General features: G+C 73.5%; 20 protein-coding genes and 1 pseudogene. 9 read left to right on the forward strand and 12 right to left on the reverse strand.

Annotated elements, in window-relative coordinates:
- Positions 1-142: 142 nt before the first annotated feature.
- From ACFY32_RS06045 to ACFY32_RS06065, 5 genes and pseudogenes are all read right to left on the reverse strand, one after another.
- Positions 143-679 (reverse strand): annotated as a pseudogene (locus ACFY32_RS06045) (NuoI/complex I 23 kDa subunit family protein); the annotation flags it as partial.
- Complete coding sequence (locus ACFY32_RS06050; RefSeq protein ID WP_359189343.1) at positions 679-1,647, reverse strand: complex I subunit 1 family protein; 969 nt, start codon at positions 1,645-1,647, stop codon at positions 679-681. The gene ACFY32_RS06050 and the pseudogene ACFY32_RS06045, both read right to left, overlap by 1 nt.
- Positions 1,644-2,891 (reverse strand): NADH-quinone oxidoreductase subunit C, encoded by a 1,248-nt coding sequence (locus ACFY32_RS06055; RefSeq protein ID WP_390673526.1) that lies wholly within the window; start codon positions 2,889-2,891, stop codon positions 1,644-1,646. Before ACFY32_RS06055 ends, ACFY32_RS06050 begins: the two co-directional genes overlap by 4 nt.
- Entirely contained in the window at positions 2,888-3,490 is a 603-nt protein-coding gene (locus ACFY32_RS06060) for an NADH-quinone oxidoreductase subunit B family protein (RefSeq protein ID WP_359189349.1), read from the reverse strand. Before ACFY32_RS06060 ends, ACFY32_RS06055 begins: the two co-directional genes overlap by 4 nt.
- Positions 3,481-3,897, reverse strand: coding sequence for an NADH-quinone oxidoreductase subunit A (locus ACFY32_RS06065; protein WP_390673527.1), 417 nt, complete (start codon positions 3,895-3,897; stop codon positions 3,481-3,483). The genes ACFY32_RS06060 and ACFY32_RS06065 overlap by 10 nt, the downstream gene beginning before the upstream one ends.
- 196 nt (positions 3,898-4,093) lie before the next feature.
- Here ACFY32_RS06065 and ACFY32_RS06070 point away from each other — a divergent pair, with 196 nt between their 5' ends.
- Positions 4,094-5,317: a sensor domain-containing protein gene (locus ACFY32_RS06070; protein WP_359189354.1), complete on the forward strand. Its 1,224-nt coding sequence runs from the start codon at positions 4,094-4,096 to the stop codon at positions 5,315-5,317.
- Between the two features lie 184 nt (positions 5,318-5,501).
- Here ACFY32_RS06070 and ACFY32_RS06075 read toward each other — a convergent pair whose 3' ends face one another.
- Genes ACFY32_RS06075 through ACFY32_RS06085 form a run of 3 tightly spaced genes read right to left on the reverse strand, consistent with a single transcriptional unit; the run spans position 5,502 to position 8,265 of the window.
- The gene (locus ACFY32_RS06075; RefSeq protein WP_359189357.1) at positions 5,502-6,161 is read right to left on the reverse strand and encodes a response regulator transcription factor; all 660 of its coding nucleotides are present in this window, start codon (positions 6,159-6,161) and stop codon (positions 5,502-5,504) included.
- Complete coding sequence (locus tag ACFY32_RS06080) at positions 6,158-7,432, reverse strand: sensor histidine kinase (protein ID WP_390673606.1); 1,275 nt, start codon at positions 7,430-7,432, stop codon at positions 6,158-6,160. Before ACFY32_RS06080 ends, ACFY32_RS06075 begins: the two co-directional genes overlap by 4 nt.
- Positions 7,432-8,265, reverse strand: coding sequence for a CPBP family intramembrane glutamic endopeptidase (locus tag ACFY32_RS06085; protein ID WP_390673528.1), 834 nt, complete (start codon positions 8,263-8,265; stop codon positions 7,432-7,434). Before ACFY32_RS06085 ends, ACFY32_RS06080 begins: the two co-directional genes overlap by 1 nt.
- A 294-nt stretch (positions 8,266-8,559) precedes the next feature.
- Between ACFY32_RS06085 and ACFY32_RS06090 the strand changes: the two genes are divergently transcribed.
- From ACFY32_RS06090 to ACFY32_RS06105, 4 genes are all read left to right on the forward strand, one after another.
- Positions 8,560-9,930: a sensor domain-containing protein gene (locus tag ACFY32_RS06090; RefSeq protein WP_359189364.1), complete on the forward strand. Its 1,371-nt coding sequence runs from the start codon at positions 8,560-8,562 to the stop codon at positions 9,928-9,930.
- A 147-nt stretch (positions 9,931-10,077) separates the two neighbouring features.
- Positions 10,078-10,737, forward strand: coding sequence for a response regulator transcription factor (locus ACFY32_RS06095; RefSeq protein WP_359189843.1), 660 nt, complete (start codon positions 10,078-10,080; stop codon positions 10,735-10,737).
- A gap of 250 nt (positions 10,738-10,987) precedes the next feature.
- Complete coding sequence (locus ACFY32_RS06100) at positions 10,988-12,925, forward strand: 2-oxoacid:acceptor oxidoreductase subunit alpha (RefSeq protein WP_390673529.1); 1,938 nt, start codon at positions 10,988-10,990, stop codon at positions 12,923-12,925.
- Positions 12,918-13,967: a 2-oxoacid:ferredoxin oxidoreductase subunit beta gene (locus ACFY32_RS06105; protein WP_359189370.1), complete on the forward strand. Its 1,050-nt coding sequence runs from the start codon at positions 12,918-12,920 to the stop codon at positions 13,965-13,967. Before ACFY32_RS06100 ends, ACFY32_RS06105 begins: the two co-directional genes overlap by 8 nt.
- Positions 13,968-14,001: 34 nt before the next feature.
- Here the strand turns inward: ACFY32_RS06105 and ACFY32_RS06110 are convergent, their stop codons facing one another.
- Positions 14,002-14,376 carry a helix-turn-helix domain-containing protein gene (locus ACFY32_RS06110; protein ID WP_359189373.1) on the reverse strand — a complete coding sequence of 125 codons (375 nt, stop codon included), beginning with the start codon at positions 14,374-14,376 and terminating at the stop codon, positions 14,002-14,004.
- 106 nt (positions 14,377-14,482) lie between these two features.
- Between ACFY32_RS06110 and ACFY32_RS06115 the strand changes: the two genes are divergently transcribed.
- From ACFY32_RS06115 to ACFY32_RS06125, 3 genes are all read left to right on the forward strand, one after another.
- The gene (locus ACFY32_RS06115) at positions 14,483-15,337 is read left to right on the forward strand and encodes an SDR family oxidoreductase (protein ID WP_359189376.1); all 855 of its coding nucleotides are present in this window, start codon (positions 14,483-14,485) and stop codon (positions 15,335-15,337) included.
- Between the two features lie 109 nt (positions 15,338-15,446).
- Positions 15,447-16,433, forward strand: coding sequence for an EamA family transporter RarD (gene rarD / locus ACFY32_RS06120; protein WP_359189379.1), 987 nt, complete (start codon positions 15,447-15,449; stop codon positions 16,431-16,433).
- Positions 16,434-16,484: 51 nt separating this feature from the next.
- On the forward strand, positions 16,485-16,982 hold the full coding sequence (locus tag ACFY32_RS06125; protein WP_359189382.1) for a VOC family protein: 498 nt from the start codon (positions 16,485-16,487) through the stop codon (positions 16,980-16,982).
- 11 nt (positions 16,983-16,993) lie between these two features.
- On the opposite strand, the gene ACFY32_RS06130 is transcribed toward ACFY32_RS06125, so the two are convergent.
- Positions 16,994-17,998 carry a tetratricopeptide repeat protein gene (locus tag ACFY32_RS06130; protein ID WP_359189385.1) on the reverse strand — a complete coding sequence of 335 codons (1,005 nt, stop codon included), beginning with the start codon at positions 17,996-17,998 and terminating at the stop codon, positions 16,994-16,996.
- Positions 17,999-18,264: 266 nt separating this feature from the next.
- On the opposite strand from ACFY32_RS06130, the gene ACFY32_RS06135 reads away from it, so the two are divergent.
- The gene (locus tag ACFY32_RS06135; protein WP_390673530.1) at positions 18,265-19,590 is read left to right on the forward strand and encodes an amidase family protein; all 1,326 of its coding nucleotides are present in this window, start codon (positions 18,265-18,267) and stop codon (positions 19,588-19,590) included.
- Here ACFY32_RS06135 and ACFY32_RS06140 read toward each other — a convergent pair.
- Both ACFY32_RS06140 and ACFY32_RS06145 read right to left on the reverse strand, forming a co-directional pair.
- Entirely contained in the window at positions 19,580-20,506 is a 927-nt protein-coding gene (locus ACFY32_RS06140; protein WP_390673531.1) for an ABC transporter permease, read from the reverse strand. The two genes, ACFY32_RS06135 and ACFY32_RS06140, sit on opposite strands and share 11 nt — an antisense overlap.
- Positions 20,493-21,536 carry an ABC transporter ATP-binding protein gene (locus ACFY32_RS06145; RefSeq protein WP_390673532.1) on the reverse strand — a complete coding sequence of 348 codons (1,044 nt, stop codon included), beginning with the start codon at positions 21,534-21,536 and terminating at the stop codon, positions 20,493-20,495. The genes ACFY32_RS06140 and ACFY32_RS06145 overlap by 14 nt, the downstream gene beginning before the upstream one ends.
- Between the last annotated feature and the right edge of the window lie 48 nt (positions 21,537-21,584).

Genomic DNA, 21,584 nt, shown 5'->3' on the forward strand with positions numbered 1-21,584 from the left:
CCGCGCCGGTGCCGGTGCCGGTTGCCGTGCCGGTGCCGGTTGCCGCGCCGGTTTCCGTCCCCGTCCCGGTTTCCATCCCCGTCCCGGTTTCCGTCCCCGTGCCGGTTCCCGCGCCCGCGCCGGTGGCCGTGGCCGCGCCGGTGGCCGTGGTCGTGGTCGTGGCCGTGAGTTTTTCGGCGGTTCGGCGGGCGGTGGTGAGTTCCTTCGGTTCTTCCGCGCCGGGGTCGAGGGCGGGTGGGGCCGGGACGGTCCACATCCACTCGCGGAGCTTGTCGCGTTCGTGGGTGAGGTCGCGGATGTCGGTCTCGGCGTACTCGAACTCCGGGGACCAGAACAGGGCGTCGAAAGGACAGACCTCGATGCAGATACCGCAGTACATGCAGAGGGAGAAGTCGATGGCGAAGCGGTCGAGGACGTTGCGGCTGCGCTCGCGGCCGCCCGGGGCCGCCGCCGGGATCGTCTCCTTGTGGGAGTCGATGTAGATGCACCAGTCGGGGCACTCGCGGGCGCACAGCATGCAGACCGTGCAGTTCTCCTCGAACAGGCCGATGACGCCGCGGGTGCGGGGCGGGAGGTCGGGCTGGACGTCCGGGTACTGCTCGGTGACCGTCTTCTTCGTCATCGTGCGGAGGGTGACGGCCAGGCCCTTGGCGAGGCCGGAGCCGGGGACGGGGGCCATTAGGAGATCACCACCTTGACGATGCCGGTGAGGGCGATCTGGGCGAGGGCGAGGGGGACGAGGAGGGTCCAGGAGAGTTTCTGGAGCTGGTCCTCGCGGAGCCGGGGGTAGGTCACGCGGAGCCAGATCACGACGAAGGCGAGGACGGCCGTCTTCAGCAGGGTCCACACCCAGCCGAGGCCGTCGGCGCCGAAGGGGCCGTGCCAGCCGCCCAGGAAGAGGACGGTGGTCAGACCGCACAGGACGACGATCCCGGCGTACTCGGCGAGGAGGAACAGGGCGAAGCGCAGGCCGGTGTACTCGGTGTACGCGCCGAAGATGATCTCCGAGTCGGCGACCGGCATGTCGAAGGGCGGGCGCTGGAGTTCGGCGAGGCCGGCGACGAAGAAGACGATCGCGCCGACGATCTGCCAGGGCAGCCACCACCACTCGAAGGCGTCCAGGATGCCGGGGAGGGAGACGGTGCCGGCCGCCATGGCCACCGAGGCGGCGGCGAGCAGCATGGGGAGTTCGTAGGCGAGGAGCTGGGCGGCGGTGCGGAGGCCGCCGAGGAGGGAGAACTTGTTGGCGGAGGCCCAGCCGGCCATGAGGGAGCCGAGGACGCCGACGCCCATGACGGCGAGCACGAAGAAGATGCCGGCGTCGACGGCCTGGCCGACCGCGCCCTCGCCGGGGCCGATCGGGATGGCGACCAGCACGAGGAGGTACGGGAGGAGGGCCACGGCGGGGGCGAGCTGGAAGATACGGCGGTCCGCTCCCGCGGGGACCACATCCTCCTTCTGCGCGAACTTCACGCCGTCGGCGACGAGTTGGGCCCAGCCGTGGAAGCCGCCGGCGTACATCGGGCCGAGGCGGCCCTGCATGTGGGCCATCACCTTGTGCTCGGTCTGGCCGACGATCAGAGGGAACGCGAGGAAGACGACGAAGACGATCAGGAGGCGCAGGGTGACGTCGAGCGCGTCGTTCACTGCGGGCCTCCCGGGCGGTTCTCGGTGTGCGGGTCTTCGGGGTCTTGCGGGGGTTGGCGGTCCTGCGAGGTTTCGGGGTCGCGGGAGGGTTCGGGGTCTCGGGAGGTTTCGGGGTCCCGGGAGGTTTCGGGGTCCCTGGAGAGTTCGGAGTCCCGAGAGGTTCCGGGGTCCTGCGTCGCTTCGGATTTCCGCGAAGGTTCGGGGGCTCGCGAGGGCTCGGACTCCTGCGGGTCCCGTTCCGGCTGTGGCTCCGGCTCGGGCTTCTCGAAGGCCGGGCGGGCGTGGTGCCAGGGGGCGTCCGGGCTGCGGGGAGTGACGGGGGCGGCCTTCTCGCCCTCGGGTGCGGCGGCGCCGGACGCGGTGCGCTGGCTCGCCGAACCCTCCGATGCGCTCCGGGCCCGGCGGGGCCGCGCGGTACGGTCACCGGCCGCCCCGGCCGCCCCGGCCGACTGGCTCGCGGAGCCCTCCGCCGCCGTACGGGACCGGCGCGGTGCCGTCGGGGGCTCCCCCGCCGTGCCCGACTGGCTCGCCGAGCCCTCCGCCGCCGTACGGCTGCGGCGGGCCGGGCGTTCCCCGCCCTCAGGAGCCTCACCGGGAGCCCCGCCAGGAACCGCAGTGCGGGCCGCGGCCCCACGAGCGCCCCGGGCCGCGCCTCGCGTGGGGGCCGCGGGGAGTTGGCCCTTCAGGGGGCCCCACTCGTTGGGGTCGGGGACGCCCGGGGGAAGCATCTGGCGGCGGCGCGGAGCGGCGGCGCCCGCCGGCTCGCCGGGTTCCTTCGCGCCGGGCCATGCCTTGGCGACGCGGGCGGCGAGGACGAAGTCCTTGCGCAGCGGGTTGCCCTCGAAGTTCTCCGGGAGGAGCAGGTGGTCCAGGCCCGGGTGGCCCTCGAAGCCGACGCCGAACATCTCGTGGGTCTCGCGCTCGTGCCAGGCGGCGCCCGCGTAGACGCCGACGGCGGAGGGCAGAACGGGAGCCTCGTGCGGGACCGTGGTGCGCAGCAGCAGCCTGCGGACCGGGGCGAGGGCCACCACGTGGGCGGCGACGCGGAAGCCGGTGCCGGGTTCGTCGACCGCGCTCAGCCAGTCGAAGTAGGTGCAGCCGAGCCGGTCGCGGGCGGTCTCCAGGGCGGTGAGCCAGGCGGCCGGGGGGACGTCCACGGTGAGGACCTCGTAGGACTCCTCGGCCGTGGCGTCGGGGCCGAAGAGTTCCCCGGCGTCGGCGGGCAGCCAGCCGGCCGCGGTCATCGGCCCTCCTCGGCGGTGCCGGGCGCCGGGGGACGCACCAGGTCGCTTCGGAGCGCGGCGGCCGACGGCCGGCCTGCCGTGCCGTACCGCTCCCCCAGCGACTCGCGGGCGATCTTCTCCTGGAGTTTGAGGATGCCCTGGAGCAGCGCCTCGGGCCGCGGCGGGCAGCCCGGCACGTAGACGTCGACGGGGATGATCTGGTCGACGCCCTTGGTGACGGAGTAGGAGTCCCAGTAGGGGCCGCCGCAGTTGGCGCAGGCGCCGAAGGAGATGACGTACTTCGGCTCGGGCATCTGTTCGTAGAGGCGTTTGACGGCGGGGGCCATCTTGTCGGTGACCGTGCCGGAGACCACCATCAGGTCGGCCTGGCGGGGGCCGGGCGCGAACGGGATGACGCCGAGCCGGATGAAGTCGTGGCGGGCCATCGACGCGGCGATGAACTCGATGGCGCAGCAGGCGAGGCCGAAGTTGAAGACCCACAGGGAGTAGCGGCGGCCCCAGTTCAGGACGACCTTCATCGGTTCCGGCGCGAGGCGGGCCAGCGCGCCGAGCCGCTTGGGTTCCGGGAGCAGCACCGGTTCGGACGGGGTCACGTCCATGCCAGGACGCCCTTCTTGTATGCGTACAGCAGGCCCACGGCCAGGAAGCCGAGGAAGATGAACATCTCCACGAGGGTCGCCGCGCCGTAGCCGGGGGCGGCGAAGACCGTCGCCCAGGGGAAGAGGAAGATCGAGTCGACCGCGAAGATCACGTACAGGAACGCGTAGACGTAGTAGCGGACCTGGGTGTGGGCCCAGCCCTCGCCGACGGGGTCGACGCCGCACTCGTAGGTCAGGAGTTTCTCGGGGGTGGGGACCACGGGCCGCAGCAGGCGGCCGGCCCCGAAGGCCACGGCGACGAAGAGCACGCCGACGACGGCGAGCAGTCCGACCGCCGAGTACGACGGGAAGTAGTCCGCCGCCACCACGAAGGCCGCGGTGGCGTCGCCGACAGTCGGTTCCGGCACGTCCGTCCCTCGCTCCCTGTCCGGTATGACGTCTGTGTCTGTTCGACGATCTGTACGCACGGGAGTCTAGGGCCTGCTAAAGGGACCGTAAGCAGCCCGTCGGGTCCGGGGGCACCGGAGGGTGGGGTTTTCCTCAGTGCGTTCCGGGCGGCCCACCTCATGGCGCCGGGGCGCCGGGCACGGCACGCTGGCCCCTATGACCGAACGCCTGCCGTCCCTCTCGCCTGCCGCCGAAGCGGACGGCGACCGTCTGCCGCCGGCCCGTTTCGCCCTCGGCGCGCACACCTGGAAGGAGATCGCCCATCTGCTGGCGAACCTTCCGATGTCCCTGTTCGGGTTCGTCTACGTCGTGACGATGCTGAGCGTCGGTTTCGGGCTGACGGTGACGGTGGTCGGCCTGCCGCTGCTGTCGGCGGGGCTGATGGGCGCGCGCCAGTTGGGGAAGCTGGAGCGGGCGCGGGCGCGGGCGCTGCTCGGGGTGCGGGTGGACGAGCCGAGCAGGCTGCGGCTGCGCAGGGGCGGCGGGTTCTTCCCGCGGCTGTGGCTGGCGCTGAAGGACCCGGTGGGCTGGCGCACGGTCCTGTACGACCTGATCCGGCTGCCGTGGGGCATCGTCACCTTCGCGGTCACGCTGGTCTCGCTGTTCGTGCTGTGGCCGGTGCTGCCGTATCTGGCCCGGGGGATGACCAACGTGGACCGGGCGATGGTACGGGGGCTGCTGTCGCCCTCGGACGAGCTGGAGCGGCGGATCGCCGAACTGGAGTCGGACCGGGGGGTGGTGGTCGACACGGCCGCCGCCGATCTGCGCCGCATCGAGCGCGATCTGCACGACGGGGCGCAGGCCCGGCTGGTCAATCTGGCGATGGGGCTGGGGCTGGCCAAGGAGAAGCTGCTGGAGGGTCAGGCCGACGAGCATGTCGCGGCGATGGTCGAGGAGGCGCACGGCGAGGTGAAGCTGGCGCTCCAGGAGCTGCGGGACCTGGCGCGCGGCATCCACCCGGCGGTGCTGACCGACCGCGGCCTGGACGCGGCGCTGTCCTCGGTCGCCTCGCGCTGCACGGTGCCGGTGCGGGTGACCGTCGATCTGCCGGGCCGGCCGGCCGCGGCCATCGAGGGGATCGCGTACTTCACGGTGTCGGAGCTGCTGCAGAACGTCAGCAAGCACAGCATGGCGAAGTCGGCGTCCGTGGAGGTCTGGCGGGCGGACGACCGGCTGCTGATCCAGGTGTGGGACGACGGCCGGGGCGGGGCGAGCCTGGACGGGGGGACGGGGATGCGGGGGCTCGCGGACCGGCTGGGCGCGGTCGACGGCCTGTTCGTGGTGGACTCGCCGGAGGGCGGCCCGACGACGGTGACGGCCGAACTGCCCTGGCGCGACCGCGACCTCGCACCCGCCCGGCAGGACGCGTCCGTCCGGTAGGACGTGCCCGTCCGCTAGGACGTACCCGTCCGATAGAACGTACCCGTCCGCTAGGGCGTACCCGTCCGATAGAACGTGCCCGTCCGGCAGGGCGTACCCGTCCGACGCGGGACGCCTTCGCCCGGCAGGGCATGCCCGCCGACGGACCCGGCCCCGCGGGACGCCGCCCCCCCGTGGACGGCGGTCAGGTCGCCAAGCCGTGCCGGTAGGCGTAGACGACCGCCTGGACGCGGTCGCGGAGCTGGAGTTTGGCGAGGATGCGGGAGACGAAGGTCTTGACCGTCTCCTGGCTGATGACGAGGGCCGCGGCGATCTCGCTGTTGGACAGGCCCTCGGCGATGAGGCGGAGGACCTCCAGTTCGCGCGGGGTGAGCGGGATGTCGCGGGGGGTCTTCTCGGTGGGGCGGATACGGGCGGCGTAGCGGCCGACGAGCTGGCGGGTGACGTCGGGGTCGAGGAGGGCCGCGCCGGTGGCCACGGTGCGGATGCCGTGCAGCAGGCGGTCCGGGGGCGCGTCCTTGAGGAGGAAGCCGCTGGCGCCGGCGCGCAGCGCCTCGTAGACGTATTCGTCCAGGTTGAACGTGGTGACCACGAGGACCTTGACGGGGTGCGGCACTCCGGAGCCGGCCAGCAGGCGGGTGGCTTCGAGGCCGTCGAGGACCGGCATGCGGATGTCCATCACGACGACGTCGGGGCGCAGTTTCCCGGCGAGTTCGACGCCGGTCCGGCCGTCTCCGCAGTCGCCGGCCACCTCCATGTCGGGCTGGGCGTCGATGATGGTGACCAGGCCGGTGCGGATCAGCATCTGGTCGTCGCAGACCAGGACCCGGATCGGCGCGCTCACGAGGTGCGGGCGACGGGTATGCGGGCGCGTACGGTGAAGTCGCCGTCCGGGCCGCCGCCGGCGCTGAAGTCGCCGCCGAGGACGCCGACGCGTTCGCGCAGACCCGCCAGGCCCCGTCCGCTGCCGACGGCGGCGGCGGTGCGCGAGCCGGTCCCGTCCGTGCTGACCTCCACGGTGATCTCCCTTTCGCCGTGCCGTACCTGGACCGAAGTCCGGCTGCCGTGAGCGTACTTGAGGGCGTTGGTGAGGGCTTCCTGCACCACCCGGTAGGCGACGAGGTCGGCGCTGCCGGTCGAGTCCGGCGGGGTGCCCTGTTCGGTGAAGTCGACCGGCTGTCCGGCCCGGCGGGTCTGCTCGACGAGGGTGAGGACGCGGCCGACGGCGGGCGTTCTGGCCTCCTTGGCGCCCGCGGCCGCGGAGCGCGGCCCGCCACCGAGCCCGTTCCCCGGCCCCTCACCACCACCCTCACCCCCGCCCCCGGCCCCGGCCCCGCCGCCCGTCCCGTGGTCCGGGTTGAGCAGGTCGAGCAGGTGGCGCAGGTCGGTGATGGCGCGGCGGCCGGTGTCGCTGACGGCGGTCAGGGACCGCTCCAGCTTCTCGGGCACGGCGGTCAGGTAGCGGGCGGCCTCGGCCTGGACGACCATCGCGGTCACGTGGTGGGTGACCACGTCGTGCAGTTCGCGGGCGATCTGGGTGCGTTCGGCGGTACGGGTCTCGGCGGCGACGCGTATCCGGCGCTCGGCCTCGGCGGCCCGGTTGGCGCGCAGCCACGCCCCGGCGCCCCAGGCCGCGGCCAGCACCAGGTAGAACGTCACGAACTCGGCCGGGGTCTCGCCTCCCGAGCCGAGCAGCGAGAGCCCGATGGCCAGCGGTACGTACGCCGCCGAGAGGGCGATCGCGGTGGTGCGCCGGTGGTGGTCGAGGTGGGAGCCGGTGCTGATCAGCGCCAGCGGCAGGAGGGCGCCGGTGGACGAGTGGTAGCCGCGCAGTTGGTCCAGGGCGAAACCGCAGCTCACCAGGGCGATGCAGACGATGGGCCACCGTCTGCGCAGCGCCAGCGGAAGGGATTCCAGGGCGAGGGCGAGGGCGGCGAGCGCGTCGAGGGGGCGGGTCGGCAGGTCCCCGATCTCCGTGCCGTGGCCGCGCAGTCCGGGCAGGAAGGACGCGGCCAGGAACAGGAGGCCGAGCGGGAGGTCGCGGGCGGTGACGTCGAGCCGGCGCCATACCCGGCCGGCCTCCCGCAGGGCCGTGCGGGCGCCCTGATGGGTCATCACCGGGCGAGTGTAGCCAGGGCCTCGGCGCGCTCGCGGCGCCGCCGGGGGACGAGGTGGCCGCGCCGGCGGGCCAGCAGCAGGAAGACGACGGTCAGCAGCGCGCCGAAGACGATGGAGTACACGCTGGCCTCCGGGCCGAACTCGCCGCCCGTGATCAGTTCGGGGCCCGAGGTGGAGGAGTCCAGCAGGCCGTGGGTCTCGCCGTTGCCCGAGACCGCGGTGCCGAAGATGCCGGACTCCGCGAAGTTCCAGCCGAAGTGCAGGCCGATCGGCAGCCACAGGGAGCGGGTGGCGGCGTACGCGGCGGCGAGCATGGCGCCGGCCTCGATGGCGATGGCGACGGCGCCCAGCACGGTGGCGTCCTCGTTGAGCAGGTGGGCGGCGCCGAAGACCACGCTGGACAGCGCCAGCGCGAGGTAGGTGCCCAGGCCCCGTTCGACGAGCCGGAAGAGCAGGCCGCGGAACATCACCTCCTCGGTGACGGCGGCGCCCGCCATGAAGCCGACCAGTGCTGTGGCGCCGGCCGCCGAGCCGTAGCCGTGCACCTGGTAGTCCCCGAGGAAGTACAGGTTGGCGATGACGGCGGCGAACATCACGACGCCTATGGCCAGGCCCCGTGTCAGCGCCTCCGGCGCTCCTTCCCGGGCCAGTTCGGTGACCGGGCGCCGCTCGGTGCGCCCGACGGCCCACCGGTAGACGAGGACCGTGGCCGTGGCCGCCAGGCCGCCGGCGATGAGCGAGAGCCAGGGGTTGCCCTCCGCCGCGGCGGCGCACTGACCGCCGACCGCGCAGACCGCGACCACGGCCAGGATCTGCCAGACCAGTTTCATGACGACTCTCTTTCCTCGGTCCCGCTGTCCGGTCCGCGGCCAGGAAGCCGCGGCTGAACCGAACGCTAGGGAAGCGGCGGCCGGGAATCGTCACCTCACGGTGGACACCCGCGTGTGGCTCGCACGGGGGACAAGCCCCGCTCCGGCCCGGCCGGGGTGGGGAAAACCCCCGGTCCGAAACTCCGACGCACTCCATGGCCCGCGGCGCCCCGGACGGGGAGCCTGGAGGTACGACGGCACCCCGGCCGTCAGGGCACCCGCCGCACCGCGGGGACGAGCAGAAGGACGAACCCCATGGCCACGGAGTACGGACACGAGTACGGGCTGGACGCCGGGCCCGGCTACCCCGCCGACGCCGACGCCGACGAGCGGCGGCACCGGTGGCCGGCGGTGCTGCGGGCGCCGTTCGAGGGCCGGCACTGGCGCGAGCTGGGGTACGCGCTGCTGAGCCTGCCGATCAGCGTGCTGCTGTTCACGTACGCCGTCACGATGGTGTCGCTGGGCGCCGGGCTGCTGGTGACCTTCCTCGGGGTGCCGGTGCTGGCGGCGGCGCTGGCGGGCTGCCGCACCCTGGGCTCGGTGGAGCGGGCGCGGGCCCGTGCGCTGCTGGGGCTGCGGGTGGCCGAACCGGAGCCGCTGCGCATACGCAAGCGGGGCGCGGGGAGCTGGATGGCCGCCGTCCTCAAGAGCGGCGCCTCCTGGCGGTCGCTGCTGTACGCGGTGCTGCACCTGCCGTGGGCGGTGTTCTCCTTCTCCGTCGCCGTGACCCTGTGGGTGTCGAGCTGGGCCATGCTGACGTACCCGGCCTGGTTCTGGGTCTTCCCGGTGTACGCCGGGCAGGACGGGGCGCAGTTGTACGGCGACGAGACGCACCAGATCTATCTGGACAACCCCTTCGAGCTGACCGTGACGGCGCTGGTGGGGCTGCTGCTGACGCTGGCCACGCCGTGGATCGTGCGGGCGCTGACGATGGTGGACCGGGTGATGGTGTACGGACTGCTGGGTCCGTCGAAGCTGGCGACGCGGGTGGTGGAGCTGGAGTCGGACCGGGGGGTCGTGGTCGACACGGCCGCCGCCGATCTGCGCCGCATCGAGCGCGACCTGCACGACGGGGCGCAGGCCCGGCTGGTCAATCTGGCGATGGACCTGGGACTGGCCAAGGAGAAGCTGCGGGAGGACCCGCGGGAGGCGGCGCGGATGGTGGACGAGGCGCACGGGGAGGTCAAGACGGCCCTTCAGGAGCTGCGGGACCTGGCGCGCGGCATCCACCCGGCGGTGCTGACCGACCGCGGCCTGGACGCGGCGCTGTCCTCGGTCGCCTCGCGCTGCGCGGTGCCGGTGAACGTGGAGGTGGACCTGCCCGAGCGGCCGGCCCCGGCGATCGAGGGGATCGCGTACTTCACGGTGTCGGAGCTGCTGCAGAACATCAGCAAGCACGCGCGGGCGACGTACGCGTCGGTGGACGTGTGGCGGGTGGAGAACCGGCTGATGCTCCAGGTGGTGGACAACGGCGTGGGCGGCGCCGACGCGACGGCCGGATCGGGCCTGGCGGGGCTGGCGGAGCGGCTCGACGCGGTGGACGGCATCCTGGTGGTGGACTCGCCGGCCGGTGGCCCGACCCGGGTGACGGCGGAGCTGCCGTGGCGGGCGGAGCGGCCGGCCTGAGCGCGCCCGGCGCGAGGACGTGCCCGCGGTGACGCCTCCCCCGCGTCGCCGTTGCCCGTACCCGTGTGCGGCCCGGAGCTGGAATGCTGGGCCCGTACACCGGGACGGGCACAGGGCTGTGGGGGATCGAAGATCGTGGAGGACAGGGTGCGGGTGGTCATCGCCGAGGATTCAGTGCTGCTCAGGGAGGGCCTGACCCGGTTGCTGACCGACCGCGGGCACGATGTCGTCGCCGGGGTCGGCGACGGCGAGGCACTGATCAGGACCATCACCGAGCTGGACGGCCGGGGCGAGCTGCCGGACGTGGTGGTGGCGGACGTGCGGATGCCGCCGACGCACACCGACGAGGGCGTACGGGCGGCGGTGAAGCTGCGCAAGGCCCATCCGGGCATCGGCGTGCTGGTGCTGTCGCAGTACGTGGAGGAGCGGTACGCCACCGAGCTGCTGGCCGGGTCCAGCCGGGGGATCGGCTATCTGCTGAAGGACCGGGTGGCCGAGGTCCGCGAGTTCGTGGACGCGGTGGTGCGGGTCGCGCAGGGCGGTACGGCCCTGGACCCGGAGGTGGTGGCGCAGTTGCTCGGCCGCTCCCGCAAGCAGGACGTGCTCGCGGGGCTCACCCCGCGGGAGCGGGAGGTGCTGGGCCTGATGGCCGAGGGCCGGACGAACTCGGCGATCGCCCGGCAGCTCGTGGTGAGCGACGGGGCGGTGGAGAAGCACGTCAGCAACATCTTCCTGAAGCTGGGGCTGTCCCCGAGCGACGGCGACCACCGGCGCGTGCTCGCCGTGCTCACCTACCTCAACTCCTGACGGGGCGGATTTCCCCCGAACGGGCGACGGTCCGGGAACCCGGACGGGGGACGGAGCGGGTCCTCCCCCGGCGCCGGGCGCCGGGCAGGGTCCGGCAGGTAAGACGAGGTCAGGGCGGGGGCCTGTCCGGAAGTCGTGTCCAACCTGGGAATGTACACCGGAAGTCAAGCCGCGCGGTCGTAGGGTTGATCCTGGGCTGGTCGTCGGGAGACCAGTCCCCGGACAGCCGCCTCTAGGGAGGTCCAGTTCAGTGACCAGCCAGGTCAGCAGCCCAGCGGAGCAGGCCGACGGAGCAGACGACACCGTCGTGGGAGCGCAGCGCGATACGGCGGGAGCGAAGGACGTCCGCCGACTGGACCGGGTGATCATCAGGTTCGCGGGGGACTCGGGCGACGGGATGCAGCTCACCGGCGACCGTTTCACCTCGGAGACCGCGTCGTTCGGCAACGACCTGTCGACGCTGCCGAACTTCCCGGCCGAGATCCGGGCGCCCGCCGGCACGCTGCCGGGCGTCTCGTCCTTCCAACTGCACTTCGCCGACCACGACATCCTCACCCCGGGCGACGCGCCGAACGTGCTGGTGGCGATGAACCCGGCCGCCCTGAAGGCGAACATCGGCGATCTGCCGCGCGGCGCGGAGATCATCGTCAACACCGACGAGTTCACCAAGCGGGCGATGCAGAAGGTCGGTTACACCACCTCCCCGCTGGAGGACGGCTCGCTGGACGGCTACAGCCTCCACCCGGTGCCGCTGACCACGCTGACGGTGGAGGCGCTGAAGGAGTTCGCGCTGACCCGCAAGGAGGCCGAGCGCAGCAAGAACATGTTCGCGCTGGGCCTGCTGAGCTGGATGTACCACCGGCCGACCGAGGGCACCGAGAAGTTCCTGAAGGCCAAGTTCGCGAAGAAGCCGGACATCGCCGCCGCCAACATCGCCGCCTACCGCGCGGGCTGGAACTTCGGCGAGACCACCGAGGACTTCGCGGTCTCCTACCAGGTGGCCCCGGCGGCGACCGCGTTCCCGCCCGGCGTCTACCGCAACATCTCCGGCAACCTGGCCCTGGCGTACGGGCTGATCGCCGCCTCCCGCCAGGCCGATCTGCCGCTGTTCCTGGGCTCGTACCCGATCACCCCGGCCTCGGACATCCTGCACGAGCTGAGCAGGCACAAGAACTTCGGGGTGCGCACCTTCCAGGCCGAGGACGAGATCGCGGGCATCGGCGCGGCGCTGGGGGCGGCCTTCGGCGGTTCGCTGGCGGTGACCACGACGAGCGGGCCGGGCGTGGCGCTGAAGTCGGAGACGATCGGGCTGGCGGTCTCGCTCGAACTGCCGCTGCTGGTCGTCGACATCCAGCGCGGCGGCCCGTCCACCGGGCTGCCGACCAAGACCGAGCAGGCGGACCTGCTCCAGGCCATGTACGGGCGCAACGGCGAGGCGCCGGTCCCGGTGGTCGCCCCGCGCACCCCGGCCGACTGCTTCGACGCCGCCCTGGAGGCGGCCCGGATCGCGCTGACCTACCGCACCCCGGTCTTCCTGCTCTCCGACGGCTACCTGGCCAACGGCAGCGAGCCGTGGCGCGTTCCCGAGGTGGACGAACTGCCGGATCTGACCGTGCAGTTCGCGCAGGGCCCGAACCACACCCTGGACGACGGCACCGAGGTGTTCTGGCCGTACAAGCGGGACCCGCACAGCCTCGCCCGGCCGTGGGCGATCCCGGGCACGCCCGGTCTGGAGCACCGCATCGGCGGCATCGAGAAGCAGGACGGCACGGGCAACATCTCCTACGACCCCGCCAACCACGACCTCATGGTCCGCACCCGGCAGGCCAAGGTCGACGGCATCGAGGTCCCCGACGTCGAGCCCGACGACCCGGACGGCGCCCGGACCCTGGTGCTGGGCTGGGGTTCGACGTACGGGCCGATCACCGCCGCCGTGCGCCGCATCCGCAAGGAGGGCGGCCGGATCGCCCAGGCCCATCTGCGGCACCTCAACCCCTTCCCGGGGAACCTGGGCGAGGTGCTGCGGCGGTACGACAGGGTCGTGGTGCCCGAGATGAACCTCGGCCAGTTGGCCACCCTGATCCGGGCGAAGTACTTGGTCGACGCCGACTCGTACAACCAGGTCAACGGTATGCCGTTCAAGGCGGAGCAGCTCGCCGCGGCACTGAAGGAGGCCATCGATGACTGAGGCACTGAAGCTGGTCCCCAAGGCCGAGGCCCAGCAGTCGATGAAGGACTTCAAGTCCGACCAGGAGGTGCGCTGGTGTCCCGGCTGCGGTGACTACGCCATCCTCGCCGCCGTGCAGGGCTTCATGCCGGAGCTGGGCCTGGCGAAGGAGAACATCGTCTTCGTCTCGGGCATCGGTTGCTCCTCCCGTTTCCCGTACTACATGAACACGTACGGGATGCACTCCATCCACGGCCGGGCCCCGGCGATCGCCACCGGTCTGGCGGCCTCACGGCGGGACCTGTCGGTGTGGGTGGTGACCGGCGACGGCGACGCGCTGTCCATCGGCGGCAACCACCTGATCCACGCGCTGCGCCGCAACGTCAACCTCAAGATCCTGCTGTTCAACAACCGGATCTACGGTCTGACCAAGGGCCAGTACTCCCCCACCTCCGAGGTCGGCAAGATCACCAAGTCGACGCCGATGGGGTCCCTGGACGCGCCCTTCAACCCGGTGTCGCTGGCGATCGGCGCGGAGGCGTCCTTCGTGGCGCGGACCGTCGACTCCGACCGCAGACACCTCACCGAGGTGCTGCGCCAGGCCGCCGCCCACCCGGGCACGGCCCTGGTGGAGATCTACCAGAACTGCAACATCTTCAACGACGGCGCGTTCGAGGCGCTGAAGGACAAGCGGCAGGCCGAGGACGCGGTGATCCGGCTGGAGCACGGGCAGCCGATCCGGTTCGGCGCCGACGGCGCCAAGGGGGTCGTGCGGGACCCGGCGACCGGTGACCTGAAGGTGGTGGCCGTCACGCCGGAGAACGAGGCGCGGGTGCTGGTGCACGACGCGCACGCCGAGTCCCCGACGACCGCGTTCGCGCTGAGCCGGCTCGCCGACCCCGACACCCTGCACCACACCCCGATCGGCGTACTGCGCTCGGTCGGCCGGCCCGTCTACGACACGCAGATGGCCGACCAGCTCGACGCGGCCGTGGAGCAGAACGGCAAGGGCGACCTGGCCGCGCTGCTGGCAGGCGGCGACACCTGGACGGTCGTGGGCTGAGCGCCCGCCGTACCGCGCGGGGGCCCGGGGCCGGTCAGCCCCGGGCCTCGTCGTATGCCCGGCGGGCCCGCGTGACGTCGTCCATCCGCTCCTCGGTCCAGCGGGACAGGGCGGCCACCTGTGCGGCCGCCTCCCGGCCCAGTCCGGTCAGGGAGTAGTCCACCCGGGGCGGGATCACCGGCTTCGCGTCCCGGTGCACCAGTCCGTCGCGCTCCAGGGTCTGGAGCGTCTGGGTCAGCATCTTCTCGCTGGCCGTCCGGCCGCCGCGCGAGACGGCGCGGCGCAGTTCCCCGAAGCGGTACGGGCGGTCGAGCAGTTCGATCAGCACCAGCACGCCCCAGCGGCTGGTGATGTGCTCCAGCACCAGCCGGGAGGGGCACCTGGCCTCCACGTCCTCACTTACCTTCATGCCCGTACCTTACTTTGAAGTGGGTACTGTCCAAAAGTTAGCGCCCCTCTTAGGGTGAGTGTCAGAGAAGGACGCCCCCCCCCCCCGCACGAGGAGTACGCAGACCATGAGCATCGTCGTCACCGGAGCCACCGGACACCTTGGCCGCCACGTGGTGGAGCAGTTGCTGGCGAAGGTCCCCGCCGACCAGGTCGTCGCCGTCGTACGCGACAAGGACAGGGCGGCCGGCCTCGCCGAGCGCGGGGTGCGCCTCGCCGTCGCCGACTACAACGCCCCGGAGACCTTCGACGGCCTGTTCTCGGCGGGCGACAAGGTGCTGCTGATCTCCGGCAACGAGATCACCAAGGACCGGCCCGCCCAGCACCGGACCGTCATCGACGCCGCCGCCGCGGCGGGCGTCGCGCTGCTGGCGTACACCAGCGCCCCGAGCGGCCTGACCGCCGCGCTCGCCGACGATCACCGCGCCACCGAGCGGACGCTGCTCGCCTCCGGCCTGCCGTACGTGATCCTGGGCAACGGCTGGTACCACGAGAACTACACCGAGCACCTCGCCCAGGTGCTGGCCCAGGGCGCCGTCGTGCAGGCCGCCGGCGAGGGCCGCGTCTCCTCCGCGGCGCGCGCCGACTACGCGGCCGCCGCCGTCGCCGTACTGACCGGCGAGGGGCACGAGAACAAGCGGTACGACCTGGGCGCCGACGAGGCGTGGAGCTTCGCCGAGTACGCGGCCGAGGTGAGCCGGCAGTCCGGCCGCGAGATCGCCTACCGCCCCGTGGGCGTCGAGGAGTACGTGCGCGCCCTCGCCGGCGCCGGGGTGCCCGAGCCCATGGCCGAGGTCCTGGGCGGCGTGGAGGCGTCCATCGCGAAGGGCGAACTGGCCGTCACCACCGGCGACCTCTCCCGGCTCATCGGCCGCCCGGCCACCCCGCTCGCCGACGCCGTCCGGGCCGCCCTCCAGGGCTGACGCCCCTCCCGGGCCGCCGGTCATGACCGTATGACGATACGGGCATGACAGGCGGCGGTCCGCGGCGCTACCGTCGTGCCGGCGCGCAGGACCGAAGAAGGAGGCAGCCGTGGCCGGGTCGTCGAAGGGCGAGCAGCGAATAGGTCTGTTCAACGGCTTCGCCGCGTACGGGATGTGGGGCCTGGTCCCCCTGTTCTGGCCGCTGCTCAAGCCCGCCGGGGCGGGCGAGATCCTCGCCCACCGCATGGCCTGGTCGCTGGTCTTCGTCGCCGTCGCGCTGCTGGTCGTGCGGCGCTGGGCGTGGGCGGGCGAACTGCTGCGGCAGCCGCGCAGGCTCGCCCTCGTCACCGTCGCCGCCGCGGTCATCACCGTCAACTGGGGCGTCTACATCTGGGCCGTCAACAGCGGCCATGTCGTCGAGGCGTCCCTCGGGTACTTCATCAACCCGCTGGTCACCATCGCCATGGGCGTGCTGCTGCTCAAGGAGCGGCTGCGGCCGGTGCAGTGGGCGGCGGTCGCGACCGGCTTCGCCGCCGTGGTCGTGCTCACCGTCGGCTACGGCCGCCCGCCGTGGATCTCCCTCTGCCTCGCCTTCTCCTTCGCCACCTACGGACTGGTGAAGAAGAAGGTCAACCTCGGCGGCGTGGAGTCGCTGGCCGCCGAGACCGCGATCCAGTTCCTGCCCGCGGTGGGCTATCTGATCTGGCTGAGCGCGCGGGGCGACTCGACGTTCACCACCGAGGGCGCCGGTCACGCGGCGCTGCTCGCCGCGACCGGGCTGGTCACCGCGCTGCCGCTGGTCTGCTTCGGCGCGGCCGCCATCCGCGTGCCGCTCTCCACGCTGGGACTGCTCCAGTACCTGGCCCCGGTGTTCCAGTTCCTGCTCGGCATCTTCTACTTCGGTGAGGAGATGCCGCCCGAGCGCTGGGCCGGGTTCGCGCTGGTCTGGCTGGCGCTGGCCCTGCTGACCTGGAACGCCCTGCGCACGGCCCGGCGCAACGCGGTCGCGCTGCGGGCCGGTGCCGCGGCGGCGGCCGCGGCCGCGGCCGGGACCGCCGAGCCGGCCGGCAGCGGGGCAGCCGCCGGGAAGCCGTAGGCACCGGAATCGGCCTGCGGGCGGGGTCCGGCGACCCGTATAAGTGAGCGCATGACGCAGACATCATCCGCAGCATCGCCCTCGTCCGGACCCGCGCCCGTGCCCGTGCACTGGAAGCTCGTCGTCGACGCCGCCGATCCGCACGCCCAGGCCGGCTTCTGGGCCGCCGCCCTCAACTACCTGGTGGAGGACCACAGCGCGCTGGTCGAGAAGCTGCTGGCGCTCGGCGCGGTACCGGCCGGGGCGACCGTCGAGGCGCACGGCCGGCGGGCCTGGCGCGACCTGGCCGCCGTACGCCACCCCGACGATCCCTTCGACCAGCACAGCGGCACCGGGCTGGGGCGGCGGCTGCTGTTCCAGCGGGTCCCCGAGGCCAAGACCGGCAAGAACCGCCTCCACCTCGACCTGCACCCCGGCGAAGGACGCCGCGAGGAGGAGGTGGCCAAGCTGGAGAAGCTGGGCGCGCGGACGCTGCGGCGGGTGGCGGAGCAGGGCGGGGAGTGGGCGGTGATGGCGGACCCCGAGGGGAACGAGTTCTGCGTCCACTGACCCGTCCGCGGTCACTCCCGCAGGGCGCGGGCCCGTTCGGTGAGGCGCTCCATGCGGGCGCGGGCCGCGTCCAGCTTGCCGGTGTCCTCGGCGGCCGGGCCGTCCTCGTCCACCAGCCGGGACCACAGGCCGATCAGGTCCTGCCCCAGTTCCAGGCCCCGCTCGGGGTCGCGTACGGCACGCCAGGCGGTCGCCGCGCTCTGGACGTTGCCGTACGCGGCCTCGGCGTCGCCCGCGCGGTGATGGGCGCGGGCCAGCTCCAGGGAGAGGCACAGGGCACGGTCCGGATCGCCCGAGAGGTACGCGATGTACGCGGTCAGCTCCCGCAGCCTCAGCACCTCGGGGTGGTCCGGGCCCAGCGTCCGCGACGCCCGAGCCACGGTCTCCTCCGCGAGCCGCGCCGCGTCCTGGGTACGGCCGTCCCGCACCGCCTCGTTGATCCGCGCGGTCGGCTCCGCCAGCAGCGCGGGCGCGGTGCCGTCGCCGGGCGCGGTGATCGGCCCGTCCCCGAGCACGGCCTCGGCCACGGCGTCGAACCCGCGCGCCGGGGTGGGCGTGGGCTTCGGTTCGGGGGCGAGGTCGGGGAGGGGGGCGGGTACGCCGGTGGATGCGGGGGGTGCGGCGGGTGCGGCGGGTGCGGCGGGTGTGGGCAGGCGGCGCAGGGTGATGGTCGGGGTGGGGGTACGGGGTGCTGGCTCGGCGGGGGTCGCGGGGGCGGGTGCGGGCGCCGGGATCGGGGTGGGGGGTCCGGTGAGGTCGCTGGTGCCGTCCGGGGCGACGCGGAGCGGGAGGACGTAGCCGTGCCGTTCGTCGTGGACCGTGGCGAGCACCGGGCCGCCGACCGCGCGGGCGAGGTTCTGGAGGCGGTTCAGGACGGCCTGTCCGATCTCCTCGCCGGGGGCCGCGGTGACCGGGACGCCGTCGACCGTGCCGCCGCCGGCGGCCGGGACCCGGACGTCGAGCGGTTGCACCCCGCGCCGGCGGTCCTGCTTCTTGTCGCGGCTGAGTCGAGCCATCGTCCCCTCACTCGTGGGCGGGTTCCGTGAGCGGTCGTGCCGGTGGTTTCCGTCCCGTGCCGTCAGGAGCCGATCGAACACCTATGGTCGAGTCTCTCCGCTGGCTCCCGATTCTCACGTCACCACGCTGTCACGAACTCGTTCCAGGAGGTCACGGCCGCGCCGAGGGCCGTTCCGGGTGGACGGGAAGGGCTGCGGGGCGGGGCCGCGGGGGGCTGCCGGAGGGGCACCGGGGGAACAAAGATGCGACGGAGGGGAATACGGCGATGACGGACATGGCGGTCACCGACGCCGCGCCGGCCGGCGCCGTGGAGATCGCCGAGGCGGTCCGGTCGGGCGCGCTGCGCGCCGTCGACGCCGTCGCGGCGGCGCTGGCCCGGATCGCGGACGGCGACGCCCGCCTGTGCGCGTTCCTGGAGGTGTGGGCCGAGGACGCGTCCCGGCGGGCCCGCGAGGTCGACGCGCGGGTCGCGGCGAGCGAGCGTCCGCCGTTGGCGGGCGTGCCGATCGGCGTGAAGGGGCGGCGCGGGCTGCGTGCGGCGGGCCCGCTGCTCGCGGCGGGGTGCGTGCCGGTGGGCGCGACCTCCGTGCCGGGGCCGGGCACCGCGTGGCAGACCTGGGGCCTCGGGGCGGGGGGCCGCACCGTCAACCCGTGGCGTGCCGACCGTACGCCGGGCGGTTCGTCGGCCGGATCGGCGGCGGCCGTCGCGGCGGGGCTGGTGCCGCTGGCGACGGGGAGCGACGGGGCCGGGTCGGTGCGCATCCCGGCGGCCTGGTGCGGGGTGCCGGGGCTGAAGCTGACGACCGGCGCCGTCACCGCAGGCCGGGCGGACCACGCCGCCCCCGGCGCCTGTACCGGTCCGTCGGGTCTCACCGCGCCCGGCGCCTCCACCGGCCCCATGGGGCCCACCGCCCCCGGCGCCTCCGCCGGTCCGTCGGCTCTCACTGCCCCCGGCGCTTCCACCGGCCCCACGGAACCCACCGCCCCCGGCGCTTCCACCGGTCCCACGGGGCTCACCGCGCCCGGCGTGCTCGCCCGTTCGGTCGCCGACCTCGCGGCGTACTGGCGGGTGATGGTGCCCGGCGCCGCGCGGCGGGCCGTGCCGGAGCTGCCCGTGCCCGCCGTCTGGTCGGCCGACCTCGGGTTCGCGGAGCCGGACGAGGAGCCCGTCGCGCTGGCGCGGGCGGCGGTGGACCGCCTGGTCGACGCCGGTGCCGTACGGCTGGTGCGGCCCCGGCGTCCGCTGCGGCTGGACGACCCGGGTCCGGCCTGGCTGGCCCTGCGCACCCCCGGCGCCGACCTCCGGGACGCGCACCGCACCCGGGCGGTGAACGACGAGCGACTGGCCGGGCTGTTCTCCGGCGCGGCGCTGCTGCTGACGCCGACGACCCCGACCGCGCCGCACGGCCACGAGGGCCCCGGCGACCGCTACTCGACCGCCCTGACCTGGGCGTTCAACCTGAGCGGGCACCCGGCGCTCAGTATCCCGGCCGGGTTCGGCGCCGACGGCTGCCCGGTCGGGCTCCAGTCGGTGGCGCCGCACGGCGCGGAGGCGCTGCTGCTGGCGGTGGCGGCCACCGTCACGCGGTGATGTCCTTCGCCGTGAACCGCGCCCAGGCCGCCGAGCCGAACACCGCCGCGTACAGCGCCTGGAGGCCGAGGTTCTTCATCAGGTCGTCCCAGTAGACCGGTTCGCGCATCAGGTCGGCGAAGGAGAGCCAGTAGTGGGAGAAGAAGTACGGCTGGAGGGCGTGCAACTGCGGGATCTGGTCCAGGATCTGCACGGTGATCAGCAGCCCGACGGTCGTCGCCATCGCCGCGATGCCACTGCCCGTCAGCGTCGACACGAACAGGCCGAGCGCCGCCACGCCGATCAGTGAGGCGGCGACGACCAGGGCGATCAGCAGGGCCCTGAGCAGGCCCTCGGCGAAGGAGATCCGCGTACCGGAGATCGTCGTCAGCTCGCCGAGCGGGAACAGCAGCGCCCCGACCGCGAGCGCGGAGACGGCGACCACCAGCGTGCCGGCGAGGCAGAAGGCGAGCACCGCCGCGTACTTGGTGAGCAGCAGGCGGGTGCGGCCGGCCGGGGCGACCAGGAGGTAGCGCAGGGTGCCCGCGCCGGACTCGCCCGCCACCGCGTCCCCGGCGACCACGCCGACCGCCATCGGCAGGAAGAACGGGAGGGTGGCGGCGAGCGCGGTGAAGACCAGGAACAGTCCGTTGTTGGTGATCTGCGAGATGAACGCCGGTCCGCCCGCGCCGCCGCCGGTCCCCGACCCGTCGCCGGTCTCGATCTTCACGGCGATCCCGACCAGCACCGGCACGGCGGCCAGCACGCCCAGCAGGGCCAGGGTGCGCCAGCGCCGGAAGGTGATCGACAGTTCGCTGCGGAACAGCCCGAGGGTCCACACGGCCCGCGGCGGCCGTACGTCCGCGCCGGTCCCGGCCGGTACGGCCGTGCCGGTCCCGGACGGTACCGCCGCCGTACCGATCTCAGCCCGCGACATCGAAGCCCTCCCCGGTCAGCGCCACGAACGCGTCCTCCAGCGAGGCGCGTTCCACTCCGAAGCCGCGGACCCGGACGCCGGCCGTCACCAGGGCCGCGGTCAGCTCGGCGAGGTCGCGGTCGGGGGGCTCGGCGGTCACCCGGTCCTCGGCGATCACGATGTCCCCGGCGCCCTGTTCCTTCAGCACCCGGGCCGCGTCCCCCGGGTCCGGCGTGGTCACCACCAGCCGGCCGCGCGCCCCGGCGGCCAGGTCGGCGACCGGGCCCTGGGTGATCAGCCGGCCGCGCGCCATGACGGCGGCGTGCGTGCAGACCTGCTCGATCTCGTCCAGCAGGTGGGAGGAGAGGAAGACGGTGGTGCCGTCCGAGGCCAGTTCCCGGACCAGGGTGCGGATCTCGCGCATGCCCTGGGGGTCGAGGCCGTTGGTGGGCTCGTCGAGGACGAGGAGGCGGCGAGGCTGGAGCAGGGCCGCCGCGAGCCCGAGCCGCTGCTTCATGCCCAGCGAGTACGCCTTCGCCTTCTTGCCGGCGGCGGCCGTGAGCCCGACCCGGTCCAGGGCCGCCGCGACGCGCTCGCGCCGGGTGCGCGGGTCGGCGGTCGGGTCTGCGGCGTCGTAGCGCAGCAGGTTGTCGCGGCCGGACAGGAAGCCGTACAGGGCCGGGCCCTCGATGAGGGCGCCGACCCGGGGCAGTACGGTCCGGGCGGCGCGCGGCATGGGCCGGCCGAGCACCCGGGCGGTGCCCGAGGTGGGTTCGATCAGGCCCATCAGCATGCGGATGGTGGTGGTCTTGCCGGAGCCGTTGGGGCCGAGGAAGCCGAAGACGCTGCTCGCCGGGACGGACAGGTCCAGCCCGTCGACGGCGAGCTGTCCGCCGCGGTAGCGCTTGGTGAGCCCACGGGTCTCGATCACGGCCGGGGCGGTCACCGGGGCCGGAGCGGGCGCCGGGGCCGAGGCGGGCTCCCCGCCCGACCCGGGCCCCGTGCCCGGCGCGGACCCCCGGTGCGGCTCCGTGGCGGACGCCTCGGCCATCGGCTCCCTCGCTCAGTCGTTCCTGCCAGCCCGGCCGTTCGTGCCGGT

This window comes from Streptomyces sp. NPDC000134 (genome assembly GCF_042899225.1).
In the GTDB taxonomy this organism is placed as follows: Bacteria; Actinomycetota; Actinomycetes; order Streptomycetales; family Streptomycetaceae; genus Streptomyces.

Bases quoted from the DNA above. Each gene is read 5' to 3' on its own strand.
- ACFY32_RS06060 (WP_359189349.1), bottom strand. From the start codon at position 3,490: ATGGACGTGACCCCGTCCGAACCGGTGCTGCTCCCGGAACCCAAGCGG.
- ACFY32_RS06145 (WP_390673532.1), bottom strand. From the start codon at position 21,536: ATGGCCGAGGCGTCCGCCACGGAGCCGCACCGGGGGTCCGCGCCGGGC.
- ACFY32_RS06110 (WP_359189373.1), bottom strand. From the start codon at position 14,376: ATGAAGGTAAGTGAGGACGTGGAGGCCAGGTGCCCCTCCCGGCTGGTG.
- ACFY32_RS06055 (WP_390673526.1), bottom strand. From the start codon at position 2,891: ATGACCGCGGCCGGCTGGCTGCCCGCCGACGCCGGGGAACTCTTCGGC.
- ACFY32_RS06135 (WP_390673530.1), top strand. From the start codon at position 18,265: ATGACGGACATGGCGGTCACCGACGCCGCGCCGGCCGGCGCCGTGGAG.
- ACFY32_RS06125 (WP_359189382.1), top strand. From the start codon at position 16,485: ATGACGCAGACATCATCCGCAGCATCGCCCTCGTCCGGACCCGCGCCC.
- ACFY32_RS06085 (WP_390673528.1), bottom strand. From the start codon at position 8,265: ATGAAACTGGTCTGGCAGATCCTGGCCGTGGTCGCGGTCTGCGCGGTC.
- ACFY32_RS06140 (WP_390673531.1), bottom strand. From the start codon at position 20,506: ATGTCGCGGGCTGAGATCGGTACGGCGGCGGTACCGTCCGGGACCGGC.
- ACFY32_RS06080 (WP_390673606.1), bottom strand. From the start codon at position 7,432: ATGACCCATCAGGGCGCCCGCACGGCCCTGCGGGAGGCCGGCCGGGTA.
- ACFY32_RS06090 (WP_359189364.1), top strand. From the start codon at position 8,560: ATGGCCACGGAGTACGGACACGAGTACGGGCTGGACGCCGGGCCCGGC.
- ACFY32_RS06105 (WP_359189370.1), top strand. From the start codon at position 12,918: ATGACTGAGGCACTGAAGCTGGTCCCCAAGGCCGAGGCCCAGCAGTCG.
- ACFY32_RS06070 (WP_359189354.1), top strand. From the start codon at position 4,094: ATGACCGAACGCCTGCCGTCCCTCTCGCCTGCCGCCGAAGCGGACGGC.
- ACFY32_RS06115 (WP_359189376.1), top strand. From the start codon at position 14,483: ATGAGCATCGTCGTCACCGGAGCCACCGGACACCTTGGCCGCCACGTG.
- ACFY32_RS06130 (WP_359189385.1), bottom strand. From the start codon at position 17,998: ATGGCTCGACTCAGCCGCGACAAGAAGCAGGACCGCCGGCGCGGGGTG.